Source organism: Endozoicomonas sp. NE40 (genome assembly GCF_040549045.1).
GTDB lineage: Bacteria > Pseudomonadota > Gammaproteobacteria > Pseudomonadales > Endozoicomonadaceae > Endozoicomonas_A > Endozoicomonas_A lisbonensis.
Window position 1 is genome coordinate 3,208,046 of the sequence record NZ_JBEWTB010000002.1, and the last position, 12,733, is coordinate 3,220,778.

Here is a 12,733-nt window from a genome sequence, read left to right on the forward strand (position 1 = left end):
ATGCGAACATCACTGCAATTTGTTGCAAATCCCCCCAGGGGCGGCTGGTGGGTTCTTTTACCTGCGATACTGGCGGTTTACCTGATTCTTGCATGGGCGGCAGAAGGCGCCCGGCTGGATTTGTCTGAACTGATTTCCGGCCTGCCCTGGATTCAGGATTTTATTGTACGCATGTTGCCGCCCAATCTTGGCTACATTACTGAACGACTGGTGCAGCCTGCCATCCAGACCCTGCAGATTGCTTTGTGGGGAACGGTTCTGTCGGTCATTCTTGCGGTGCCTGTGTGCTTTTTCGCGGCGAAAAATCTGACTCCACACCCTGTTGTTTATCATGCCCTTCGGCAGATTCTTAATGTATTAAGGGGCATTAATGAACTGATTCTGGCATTGATCTTTGTTGCGGCTGTTGGTCTGGGACCTTTTGCCGGTGTGCTGGCCCTGGCTCTGCACGGTGCTGGTATGATGGGCAAGTTCTTTGCGGAAGCCATTGAAGAGATTGATCAGGGGCCTCTGGAAGCCATGCGGGCATCCGGTTGCTCCAATGCCCAGACCATACTGTTTGCGGTTTTGCCACAGGTAATGCCAGCCTGGATTGGCGTGGTTCTGTATCGTCTGGAATGTAATATCCGTATCTCGGCGGTGCTGGGTATGATTGGTGCGGGTGGCATAGGCTTTGAACTGATCACATCCATGAAAATGTTTGAGTATGAGAACACCGCCGCCTGTATTCTGGTGATTCTGGCACTGGTCTTTGCTACGGATATTATTTCTGCACGGTTGCGGCAGATGATTCGTTAAGGCCGTTGGGGCATGGGGAGCTTTAAAGGTGGCGTCGATGGCTGTGTTCATTCCGACAAAGCGTAAACTTTTCTCTCTGCACCCCACTCGTCAACGGATTTAAGGCAGATATCAAAGCCCCAGAGGTAATGCAGGTGTTTTATGATCTCCTGTGCGCTTCCCGGCTCCAGCGGACGCCCTTCGTGCATGGTATGAATAAGCGTCAGTGAACGGTCACCACGAATATCCACGTTATAAATCTGAATATTCGGTTCTGTGTTGCCCAGATTGTACTGGGCAGCAAGGGACTGCCTTAAAGTCCGGTAATCTGGTTCATCGTGGATGCTGGCGACTTCAAGGAATGAGTTGACTTCGTTGTCTTCGATGCAGAACAGGTGCATATCCCGCATAACCTTAGGTGACAGATATTGCAGAATAAAGCTTTCATCCTTAAAGTTATGCATGGCGAAGTGCAGAGTGTCGAGCCAGTCGGAACCTGCGAGGTCGGGAAACCACTGCCGGTCTTCGGGGGTCGGGTTTTCACAGATACGGCGGATATCCCGGTAGATATTAAAACCCAGGGTGTAGGGATTTATGCCGGTGTAACGTGAATCGTCAAAGTCGGGCTGAAACACGACACTGGTGTGAGAGTGCAGTATCTCAAGCATATACCCCTCATTAATAAATCCCTGTTGGTATAGCTCGTGGGTCAGGGTGTAGTGCCAGAACGTTGCCCAGCCTTCATTCATCACCTGCGTTTGTCGCTGGGGATAGAAATACTGGGCGATTTTGCGCACGATACGGATGATTTCACGTTGCCAGTTTTCCAGCAGGGGGGCATTTTTCTCTATAAAGTACAGCAGGTTTTCTTCCGGCACTTCAGGAAAACGCTGTTTGTCTTTGCTTTTAGGTTCCTCCTTAGCCGGGATCGTTCGCCACAGATCATTGAGGTTTCTCTGAATATACTCTTCGCGCTCTTTGGCCAGAGCCTCTTCTTCGGCAGCAGAAACGGGCTGAGGGCGTTTGTAACGATTCACCCCCTGGTTCATCAGGGCGTGGCAGGCGTCTAGCAACTCTTCAATTTTGTCGATACCGTATTTCTCTTCGCACCGGGTAATGTAGTTCCGGGCAAACAGCAGGTAGTCGATAATGGCGTCGGCATCCGTCCATTGCTGAAACAGATAGTTACCTTTGAAGAACGAATTATGTCCGTAGCAGGCATGGGCAATAACCAGTGCCTGCATCGCCATGGTGTTTTCTTCCATCAGGTAGGCAATACAGGGATTGGAGTTAATGACAATTTCGTAAGCCAGCCCCATACGCCCGCGCCGGTAGTTTTGCAGGCTGCCCAGAAAATGCTTGCCAAAACTCCAGTGGTTATACATAAGGGGCATGCCGACTGACGCATAAGCGTCAATCATCTGCTCGGAATTGATGATCTCAATCTGGGTCGGGTAAGTATCCAGCCTGAACTGTTTTGCCAGACAGCCTATGGTTTCGTCGTATCTTTTCAGCAGTTCAAAGGTCCATTCAGAACCGGTTGATAAAGGTTTCTGGTCAGACATTCAGCCACTTCTCCGGGCAAATAAACGACGAAAAACCGGATAAATATCCGCGTGGTTACGAATCCGCTGCTGGGCAAAATAATCGGCGAACTCATCCTGTATCTGCTGGTAGGTGTGCCAGAGGTTCTGGGGGCGATCGGCAATTTCAACGTAGGCAAAATACTGAACCCTTGGCAGGAGTCTTTCCGAAATAATCTTTCGACAGATGTCCGTGTCGGTCTCCCAGTTGTCACCGTCAGAAGCCTGGGCAATATAAATGTTCCAGTTGGAAACCGGGTAACGCTCATCAATAATCTGGCTGGTCAGGTCCATGGCTTTGGATACCAGTGTGCCACCGGTTTCTCGGGCATAGAAAAACTCCTCCTCATCGCACTCTCTGGCTTCAGAGTGGTGGCGGATAAACACCACTTCCACTGCTTCATAACTGCGTTGCAGAAACAGGTAAAGGAGCAGGAAAAAACGCTTGGCAATGTCCTTGATCTCCTGCCCCATTGAGCCGGACACATCCATAATGCAGAACATGACCGCCTTGCTGGACGGTAAGGGGATTTTGATCAGGTTGTTGTATTTCAGGTCAAACTCATCAATAAACGGCATGCGTTTTATGGCTTGCTGAATTGCCCGGATTTCCAGCTTTAACGTTGCAGCTTTTTCCTGATCTTCCGGGTCATCGCTGTTTTTTAGCGAGTCCAGCTCTGATTGCAGTGCTTTCAGCTTTTTTCTTTTCTTTGCTGACAGAGCTATACGACGGGCATAAGCTGAGCGCAATGATCGTACGACATTAATCTGATCCGGCGAACCGGCAGAAGTAAACCCTCCCCGTCGTAAAGTGTATTCAGTGGTGCTTTTCAGGTTTTTGCGCAGCATGTTCGGCAGTTCAAGGTCTTCGAACACATACTCCAGAAACTCTTCGCGACTGATTTGAAACACAAAGTCATCGACCCCGGAGCCTCGATCACTGGCGGCTCCCTGTCCGCTGCCCTGACCCTGCCCGGCTGGTGGACGGGAAAAACGGTCACCTTTATGAAATGCCTTGTTGCCCGGGTGTACCCGCTGGTTTTTGCCACCCTGACCATGATGAAAGATCGGTTCGGAAAGGTCCTTGTTGGGAATATGGATGTTGTCGCCGCGGTCAGTGTCGGTGATGGAGCGCTGGTCAACGCTGTCCTGAACGGCTTTTCTGATGATGTGTTTATAACGCCTTAGAAAGCGCTGCCGGTTAACCGTGCTTTTCTTTCCTGTGCTGCTTCCGGCACTCTCACGCCGGTCAATGATGACACTCATTGATGGCCGCTCCCGGTCATTGGGATTTTCTTACCCGGATGTACCATTCGGATAACAGTCGTACCTGCTTTTCGGTGTAACCATGCTGCACCATGCGTTCGACAAACTCGGCATGTTTGCGCTGTTCTTCCTGGGAACCCTTGGCGTTGAATGAGATAACAGGCAACAGGTCTTCTGTGTTGGAGAACATTTTTTTTTCAATCACCAGACGCATTTTTTCATAGCTCAGCCAGCTCGGGTTATTACCCTGCAGGCTCGCTCTGGCACGGAGTACAAAATTAACGACTTCATTGCGGAAATCTTTGGGATTGGCGATACCAGCTGGTTTTTCAATTTTCTCCAGCTCGTCATTCAGGGCGCTGCGGTCAAGTATCTGCCCGGTATCCGGATCCCGGTACTCCTGATCCTGAATCCATAAATCAGCATAGGTAATATAACGGTCAAAAATGTTCTGGCCGTATTCAGAGTAAGATTCAAGGTAGGCTGTCTGAATTTCCTTGCCCAGATACTCTATATATTTAGGCGTCAGGTAGCCTTTGATAAAACCCCGGTACCTGTCTTCGAGTTCCTGTGGAAACTGTTGCTGTTCAATCTGTTGTTCCAGTACATACAGAAGGTGAACCGGGTTGGCAGCGGTTTCAGTGGGGTCGAAATTAAAAACACGGGACAGTATTTTGAAGGAAAAGCGGGTCGACAGCCCTTCCATTCCTTCATCAACTCCGGCGGCATCTTTGTATTCCTGCAGGGATTTGGCGTTAGGGTCGGTATCTTTCAGGTTCTCTCCGTCGTATACCTTCATCTTCGAGTAAATCGAGGAATTTTCAGGCTCCTTGATTCGCGACAGAACCGAAAACTGACTCAATAGTTGTAGTGTGTCGGGAGCGCAGGGAGCGTCGTGTAATGAACTGTGACGCAACAGTTTCTGATAGATATGCGTTTCCTCACTGACCCGGGTGCAGTAGGGTACTTTGATGATATTTACGCGGTCGATAAAGGCTTCATTGGTTTTATTATTCTTGAAAGCCTGCCACTCCGACTCATTGGAGTGGGCCAGCACAATGCCTTCAAAAGGCAAAGCCCCCAGCCCTTCGGTACTGTTATAGTTACCTTCCTGCGTTGCCGTCAGGAGTGGATGCAGCACCTTGATAGGCGCTTTGAACATTTCCACAAACTCCATAAGACCCTGGTTAGCACGACAGAGTGCGCCTGAAAAACGGTAGGCGTCGGGGTCATTCTGGGCAAACTCTTCCAGTTGGCGAATGTCTACCTTGCCTACCAGGCTGGAGATATCCTGGTTGTTTTCGTCACCGGGTTCTGTTTTGGCAATCGCGACCTGATGGAGACGGCTGGGGTAGAGTTTAACCACCCTGAAGCGGGTGATATCTCCACCAGACTCCTGCAGTCGTTTAGCCGCCCAGGGCGACATGGTGTAGCGAAGGTAGCGTTCGGGTATGCCGTATTCATCCCTTAACACCTGCCCATCGTCGTCGGGATCGAACAACCCCAGTGGTGATTCGAAAACAGGCGAGTCTTTCAGGGCGTAAAAGGGTATCCGTTCCATCAGAGCTTTCAGCTTTTCAGCCAGCGAGGATTTACCCCCGCCAACGGGACCCAGCAGGTAGAGTATCTGCTTTTTCTCTTCCAGACCCTGGGCTGCATGGCGGAAGTAGGACACAAGCTGCTCAACAGGCTCTTCCATGCCATAAAACTCGTCGAAGGTCGGGTAGCGTTGAATCAGTTTATTGGAAAAAATCCGGCTGAGCCTTGGGTCACGGGATGTATCGATAACCTCTGGCTCTCCAATGGCCTCCAGCATGCGCTCAGCGGCACTGGCATAGGTATGCGGGTTGTCACGACAAAGCTCCAGATATTCCTGGAGGCTCATCTCTTCCTGCTGTGTGGACTCAAATCTTTGCTGGTAGTGCGTGAACAGTGACATTGTTTTTTCTCTCTCATTAGCTGAGGCTCTGGCAGTGGTTGAGGCTCTCTCATTAGCTGAGGCTCTCTCAGTGGCTTAGAAAAAGTCTGTCGTTTATTGGTTGTTGGACGCCGGATGATCGCTAGGTAATGATAGACACACAGCAAAAAACCTTCCTGCACTTCTTGTGCAGGAAGGCCTGTCGTTATTTTTTCCGGAGGTATTGCCTCAAACCAAGGCAGCACACCGGGTGTTCGCCAATAAGATTCTGGTAAATTGTCAGGTGGTCTGCTGAAGAGTGGGTAGGGACAGACTCTGTGCCGGACAGTTCGGTACGCAGAGTTTGCTCAATCAGTGATGAAATATTAATGCCATGATTTTCTGCCTGCTGGAGCAGCAATGCGTCTACTTCGAGATGAACAGGAGACCGTGGCACAGAAGGCTCATAAAGAGTAGTCATATCCAGCCGCATCGTGTTGTGGACGTTTTGTGGAGTAGCTGTCTGAAGGAAACCGTTCAGGGTTTCCAGCCAGACCAATGGATTATAGTTGTAATTCAGCGGTTGCTTACGGCTATTTGAACATTAATATCAAGGCTTTCAGGCTGTATTCATGATCGGCGTAATAGCTGCTGTATAAGCACCCGAATTTAACATTGGCCTCAGGAAGTAGTTCTTGTTGCTAAAGCCAGGCTGATTCCTTCCAGCTTAAAATAGTACCAGTCCCAACGATTTTTATTCCCTAATGTTTCATTCCAGCCTACGGCGCCGATAGTAGAGTTTGTGTCAAAACCAATAGACTGTAACGGCAGTGTGATGCCTCTTCCATCGGCTTTCAGTGTGGCTTCTTTCAGGCTCCACGCCCGATAAAAATAATCTTGCTGATGCTCGCAGGGTAATTGTCTGAACCGTGTTAACTCACTGTTAGAGAGTACCGACTCTGCAAGGCCTGTGAGGTTTTTTCTGGGTTTGTGGGATTCTATATCGACACCGACATCTACCAACTGACTGATGGCAAGGGCGTATTGGTCTCTTGTTCCTGAAAGATTAAAGAACAAACAGTCATTATTCAGTAGTATTGGTTTTCCCTGCCTGGTTGAGCTCAGGTTTATTGTTTCAGGAGCAATGTTTAAATAAGAGGAGAGTATAAGTCGTACAAAAGGGTGATGAGCCAGATGCGTTGATCTCGTATATTTCATAACCACACTTCAGTGGTAGTCTGTACATTTGTTCTTATGGCAGTCATTAAAGTCGTTTGTGTTCACTGTGATACCACAGATGGTGTCGTGAAAAATGGAAAAGCTCCCTCAGGCATACAACGTTTTCTGTGTCGAAACTGCAGACAAAGCTTTCAGCTTGAGTTCGTCTACAACGCCAATAAGCCTGGAGCTCACGCACGCATAGTAAATATGGCTATGAATGGCTCTGGAGTCAGGGATACATGGCGAGTTCTGGGCATCAGTCCAACAACGGTTATCAGCCATTTAAAAAGCTTGTCCCTCCACAAGTGACCCAGCTACCTTTTGATAATGAAGAGCTGGTTCTGATCTGCCAGATGGATGAGCAATGGTCTTATGTTGGCAACAAAAAGAATCAGCGCTGGCTATTCTATGCGTGGGAACCCCGCTACCAGAGAGTAATCGCCCATGCCTTTGGTCGCAGGACAAAGAAGATTCTGAAGAAGCTTATAAAGTTGGTCAAGCCCTACAAGTTCAGGTTTTACTGCACCGATGACTGGAAGCCCTACGGTTCAGAACTGCCAGAAGATACCCATGTTTTCAGCAAGAAACTGACGCAAAGCATCGAGAGAAACAACCTGACATTGCGTACGCGTCTTAAACGATTGCCCCGTAGAACCATCTGCTTTTCTCGCTCTGTAGAACTACATGACAAGGTCATCGGAGAGTTCATCTCAAGAATGTGGTATCAACCTGTTTGAAACTCCACCCATTCATCATATTGATCGTCAGCCAGGATTCCATAGCGCCACCACCACCAAATGCCTGCCCTATATGTCCTTTGCTGCTGGCGACAGGCGTGCTGCTGCCGAACAGACTCCGAATAATGTCAACCTCCTGATAATCACTCTCGGCACCAGAAGCATTGGCGTTGATGTAGCCAATCTGGTTTGCTTTTAAACCCGCAGACTGAAGTGACATTTCTATCACCCTGCGCAAACGGTCAGGGTTTTGCTGAATCAGATGATGACCATCCATGTTGGTGGCAAAACCGGTAATTTCCGCCAGTATGGGAGCGTTTCTCGCCTGAGCGTGTTCCAGGTCTTCGAGTATAAAGGTTGCTCCACCTTCACCAACTACTATACCGCTGCGGTCTTTTGAAAAGGGGCGGGAGGCAGCTTCTGGCCTGTCGTGATCACGACTGGCTGCGTAGAAAGAATCAAAAACCGCGACCTGCATAGGAGACAGTTCTTCAGAACTGCCAGCGATCATGACCGGGTGAATGCCCTGCCTGATGGTCTCCCATGCATAGCCTATTGCCTGACCGGCAGACGCACAGGCTGTGCTGGTAGGAATCAGCCGCCCTTTCGCTCCGGTAAACTGACTGAGGTTGACGGCAGCCGTGTGTCCCATCAGCTTAATGTAACCTGTTGGAGAAATACCGCGAACGACTCTTTCTGACAAAACCCTGCCAAAGGGTACCAGTTGATCAGCAGAACCAAATGAAGAACCGTAAGCGATACCAACATTTTCCTGATCGTATTCAAGCAGGTTCAGTCCACTCATGGACAGCGCTTCTGAAGTGGTCTGGGCAGCTATTCTTGAAACCCGGCTCATTGCCCTGAGCTGTTTGCGGGGCAGGTTCTGGCCTATAGCCTCGGTAACAGGGGCGGCCAGCAGGCTGCTCAAACCCTGAATATCTTCCCATTCATCCATGTAGCGTATGCCACTGTTGCCTGCCCGAAGGTTGCTATGTGCTGTTTGCCAGGTGTTACCAATAGGGGTGGCGGCTGACATGCCTGTCACTACTACACGTTTCAAGAGCGAGATACCAAAGAAGAAGGAGAAATAGCGTATGTGATTGTCGGTGGTCACTGTTTGACTAAAAGGCAAATCACAGCAATGGCAAGAATAATGATCTTCGACTCATGCATCAAGCAATGTTAAAAGACAACTGGCAGTCGGTTCGGATGCTGCTAACCTGAAGACTCAACCCTCAAGGTCACCAGACTTCTTTGTGCTGACCGATTCAAATGCAGGGCCTTGAGGAGGTTGTTTTTCTTAAACAGTTGATGCAGCCGAGCGTTTATGACCGTGACACTGAGTAGACAGTGTGGTTTTTAATCCTTAACAGCGCTAGTCACTTCATTGTGGCTGACTGGCTCAGCTCACTAACGATCTGGAAAGAAGAGTAAAAGAAAAACGACAGAGTTAAACAAAGGCAATATTTTTCTATCAGTCTTATCGCTCCTGATGGGTAGATCATTTTGAACTATCGAAAACTTGCTACAGAACCTTCTCAGTCATTAGACAAACGAGGTCTTCAGCGTATGTTAGTCAAAAAACATTTTACAGCCGCCACGGCGCTTGTATGTGCATTATCTGGTGCTGTTTGTTCAAATTTTTCTGAAGCAGCTTCTGCTGACCCTTCAACGACATCGTCGTCTGCCGTGGGTACCTCTACGCCTCTTTTAACGACTACAACTGCAACAACTACAACCGCTCCAGCAGCTGCAGCTACTGCAACAACACCAGCAGCCACAACTACTCCGACAGTTCCAGCAGTCACAAGTACTCCGACAGTTCCAGCAGTCACAAGTACTCCGACAGTTCCAGCAGTCACAAGTACTCCGACAGTTCCAGCAGTCACAAGTACTCCGACAGTTCCAGCAGCCACAACTACTGCGACAGTTCCAGCAGCCACAACTACTGCGACAGTTCCAGCAGCCACAACTAATGCAACAACTCCAGCAGCCACAACGATTCCAGCACTCCACACTGTCGACAGTCCATCGTCTTCTGGCAATATGACATCGGCGGTAACGTCTACAGCAAGCCCGCCAACGGCTCCGCCAGTCCTTAGTTGCAACGCGATTGCATCGGCATATCCGAAGAAAAGTTCTCAGATAACGAGCGCCCTTGAACGGCTCGAAGCTGAAGGTCATGCCAGGAGGAATTGCGTTTTAATCGATCACAGTGACTACGCAGATGCAGGTGCAATTTTTGACCAGTTGGATGATGAAATAACGATCCTGTTGTCTAGTGCGACAAAGAATGGCGATATTCAGTTACTGACCCCAGTTACGTTGAAAAGCGGTCAGCATTTGATTGGGCTGGCCCCCCGGGGAAAATATGTACAGCTTAAAGCACCGAGATCATTTTCTGGCAGCCACATGGTGGAGGTGGGAGACAAGACGTTCAAGGGAGGGGAAACCGAACGAAAACCGTCTGTAATCAGAGGTATTCATTTTGCACCAGAATGGGATGGTAAAAGAAAGTCGGTGGATTCGATTATTTTTGCTCAATGTTATAACGGAGAGCTGATTGTTAAAGACAACCGTTTCACCCTTGATCGCAGAGCTGCTGTTTTTCTGGACTGTAAGCAGTCTAATGAAGGTGTTTCAGTTCCGGTATCTGTTGTGCTGAACTCGGATGAAATGGAAAAAAGAAGCTTGTTGCGTGGTGGCCCCGGACTGCTATTTGATAACAACAGAGTGGATGGATTAAATTCCAAACATGTTGATGCCTGGCTGTATCCCAATGAAGGTGTGTTTATCAAAATGCCTGAGGTGATAAACCTCCCTAAAAAATATCAACCGCGGATTAAGGATAATCAGTTCATAGGAATTATGAAGGATGCTATTGAATTGGAGTCTGGCAGTGATGCATCGATTTTAAACAACACCGTCAAGCCATCCAGTACAGGAGTCTTTGCGTGGGGAGGGATTTTGCTGATTGGCAGTTCTTCAAAACCGCTATATACAGTCGCCGATAATGTACTGGAAACCAAGTTCTGGGGTATCAAAATTAAAAGTAACTTCCGTTTGTCAATGGCAAAAAACCAGATCACATCCAACGAACCTTTCAAACAGGATAAAGAAAACAGCTTGGTAATTGTGTCTGAAGTGGATGATGGTGATAGCTGCGAGGCCTGCAATACATGGAAAACAAACTCTAACTCTTCCAATGTAGAATCCTGTAAAGGCCTTCATAATATTGACGGTATTATTCACTTTGAAAAAGCAACCTGTGGTAATGTAATCAACCCAGATGGCAACTCTGCCAGCAGGTTGGTACATGCGGCATTTTGGATAGTAATAACAATGTCGACATTAGCAATGAGCTCTATTTAGTAAAGTAGTATCAATATGGGGCATCATGAATTTCAAATGGAATGTTCTGGTGCCTCTTGCTTAATAAAAAAACTAATTATTAGTCTGTTATAAGGCAAATTAATATTAGCTAAAAGAATTACCACAAAAGAAATATATTAATGTGTTATCAAAAAAATAACTAAACGTTACCTGATTCAAACACTTAATGATACTGAAATGCCTATTAATTATTTGTACTCTTATTTAAGAAAGTCTGTATTAGTGGCTTTATTTTTGTGCTTTTCTTTTCAAGGGGTACAGGCTGCACCCGCCCGCGTTACTGAGACTCCCTGCACTGAATTTCAGGAGATTGAACCAAGGTTAGCTAACGACCCGTTTTTGGCAACGGTTGAGCACCCACTGGTTAAGATTGACGTTAACCGGCTGGATGACCCTGATTATGAAGCCCAGCTGATTTCTGACGCATGCAGAATGATTAAGCCGGAAGATGCGTTGGAGATGGTTAAGGGCAATATGGTGCTTTTTCCAAGAGGTGAAAAAGTACCTTTGCCCCACGCCCTGAATCTGGATATCATGAAAAAATCTGAAAAAGTACAGGCTTTGATTACAGGAGCTACTCCCTTTCGAGATCATCATCAACAGGTGTGCCTTAACCATCTGGCTTATGCTGTTGCTCGTGGGATTGACTATTATTATTTTTTTGCTACTTCTGATTTTGAGATAGTTAATGATAAATACCCTCATGCTATGAAGCTGCCTGCTATCATTTCAGCGCTGAAACATGTGGATGATGGTCGCTGGGTACTCTGGGTTGATGATGATATTGTCACCAGTGATTTTGTGCAGTACCACTATTATGCTGATATGCATCGCACACGTTATAGCCACTCCATTACTCCTTTGGCTGACAGAGCAATAGACAAAGCGATTGATCAAAGGAAAGAAGAAAACAGAAAAATTACCAGACAAAGTGATCCTTGCAGCCATCTCAAAGTAAAGCCAGAGCCGGTGATGATCGTTACAGAAGATTCTCAGCGGGCCAGAATGAATACAGGTATGATCTGGATCAGGAATAATAACCAGGCACAAGAGCTACTTCATCACTGGTGGAATGAAATTGAAGCGGATCAGCCAGACGAAATTAAAGAACCTACCTATTACTGTTACAAAACAGATAAAGTTTATGAAAGTCGTGAGGATTGCCTGGGGAATTGTACGATAAGCAAGGCAAGATCACAGCTTTTATGTGGCCCAATTAAAGGATGGGTTTCTGACATAAATTATCGATTTTATAGAGAAAGTAATTCATTATACGATCAGGATGTTTTGAAGAAACTGGATGAAGACACAAACAGAAAAAAGCGCCATTCAGTTATGGATCGGTTAATTATAATTCCACAGAGAACTAATTTTATTAAAGGAGTAGATAATGTCGAAGAAGGGTTGAATGCCTTTTACAGAACAACGGATCATGGTGGTGAAAATGCCAAAAACCCTATGATTGATAAGTGGGTACATTTTTCCGGCATGAGTTGGGAGGATAAGCTAGAAAAGCTGGGTATCTGGATGAATAATATTAAGAATTATCCGATGAAAAAACTAATGAATGGGACTGAAACATTTGTTTACTATGACCCTAAATATGTGATTGTTTATAATGTTCAGGAAAAAGAGCGTGTAGTCGTTCAACAATGTAAAGTGACTTATGATCCATTAGAAAGCCTTCCATCTCTGTATTTTCCCTTCTACATATTTTCTGTAGGTGCTGCTTTTTATGCTGGACTATACGTACGTTTAAAGCGCTAAGAGTCTATCTGGCTGAAGCGCTCTTAGCGAGGGTTGCAAAAACAGGGCTATGGCCCGCTACAGGACAACAGTAGTCTTTCAGGTATTGATCC

At 47.2% G+C, this 12,733-nt stretch carries 11 protein-coding genes; 4 read left to right on the forward strand and 7 right to left on the reverse strand.

Going from position 1 to position 12,733, the window contains the following annotated elements; translation table 11 throughout:
- Complete coding sequence (phnE, locus tag V5J35_RS15375; RefSeq protein WP_354007984.1) at nucleotides 1–798, forward strand: phosphonate ABC transporter, permease protein PhnE; 798 nt, start codon at nucleotides 1–3, stop codon at nucleotides 796–798.
- A gap of 47 nt (nucleotides 799–845) precedes the next feature.
- On the opposite strand, the gene V5J35_RS15380 is transcribed toward phnE, so the two are convergent.
- The 5 genes from V5J35_RS15380 to V5J35_RS15400 form a co-directional block, all read right to left on the reverse strand.
- Nucleotides 846–2,342, reverse strand: coding sequence for a SpoVR family protein (locus tag V5J35_RS15380; RefSeq protein WP_354007985.1), 1,497 nt, complete (start codon nucleotides 2,340–2,342; stop codon nucleotides 846–848).
- On the reverse strand, nucleotides 2,343–3,626 hold the full coding sequence (locus tag V5J35_RS15385) for a YeaH/YhbH family protein (protein ID WP_354007986.1): 1,284 nt from the start codon (nucleotides 3,624–3,626) through the stop codon (nucleotides 2,343–2,345).
- A gap of 16 nt (nucleotides 3,627–3,642) precedes the next feature.
- Complete coding sequence (locus V5J35_RS15390; RefSeq protein WP_354007987.1) at nucleotides 3,643–5,565, reverse strand: PrkA family serine protein kinase; 1,923 nt, start codon at nucleotides 5,563–5,565, stop codon at nucleotides 3,643–3,645.
- Between the two features lie 184 nt (nucleotides 5,566–5,749).
- A complete protein-coding gene (locus V5J35_RS15395) occupies nucleotides 5,750–6,004 on the reverse strand; it encodes a type II toxin-antitoxin system CcdA family antitoxin (protein WP_354007988.1) in 255 nt (84 codons plus the stop codon).
- Between the two features lie 200 nt (nucleotides 6,005–6,204).
- Nucleotides 6,205–6,600: a 4'-phosphopantetheinyl transferase family protein gene (locus tag V5J35_RS15400; protein WP_354016429.1), complete on the reverse strand. Its 396-nt coding sequence runs from the start codon at nucleotides 6,598–6,600 to the stop codon at nucleotides 6,205–6,207.
- Nucleotides 6,601–6,777: 177 nt separating this feature from the next.
- On the opposite strand from V5J35_RS15400, the gene V5J35_RS15405 reads away from it, so the two are divergent.
- Nucleotides 6,778–7,481 (forward strand): IS1 family transposase gene (locus V5J35_RS15405; RefSeq protein WP_354007990.1). Its coding sequence is split into 2 segments (ribosomal slippage): nucleotides 6,778–7,021 and nucleotides 7,021–7,481, totalling 705 coding nucleotides; the frame shifts between segments, so codons are not numbered across the junction.
- On the opposite strand, the gene V5J35_RS15410 is transcribed toward V5J35_RS15405, so the two are convergent.
- On the reverse strand, nucleotides 7,450–8,541 hold the full coding sequence (locus tag V5J35_RS15410; protein ID WP_354007991.1) for a beta-ketoacyl synthase N-terminal-like domain-containing protein: 1,092 nt from the start codon (nucleotides 8,539–8,541) through the stop codon (nucleotides 7,450–7,452). The two genes, V5J35_RS15405 and V5J35_RS15410, sit on opposite strands and share 32 nt — an antisense overlap.
- 502 nt (nucleotides 8,542–9,043) lie before the next feature.
- Nucleotides 9,044–9,478, reverse strand: a complete 435-nt coding sequence (locus V5J35_RS15415; RefSeq protein ID WP_354016430.1) for a hypothetical protein — start codon at nucleotides 9,476–9,478, stop codon at nucleotides 9,044–9,046.
- A gap of 49 nt (nucleotides 9,479–9,527) precedes the next feature.
- On the opposite strand from V5J35_RS15415, the gene V5J35_RS15420 reads away from it, so the two are divergent.
- Together V5J35_RS15420 and V5J35_RS15425 are read left to right on the forward strand one after the other, a co-directional pair.
- Nucleotides 9,528–10,853, forward strand: a complete 1,326-nt coding sequence (locus V5J35_RS15420) for a hypothetical protein (protein ID WP_354007993.1) — start codon at nucleotides 9,528–9,530, stop codon at nucleotides 10,851–10,853.
- Nucleotides 10,854–11,051: 198 nt separating this feature from the next.
- On the forward strand, nucleotides 11,052–12,641 hold the full coding sequence (locus V5J35_RS15425; protein WP_354007994.1) for a glycosyltransferase family protein: 1,590 nt from the start codon (nucleotides 11,052–11,054) through the stop codon (nucleotides 12,639–12,641).
- Nucleotides 12,642–12,733 lie beyond the last annotated feature (92 nt).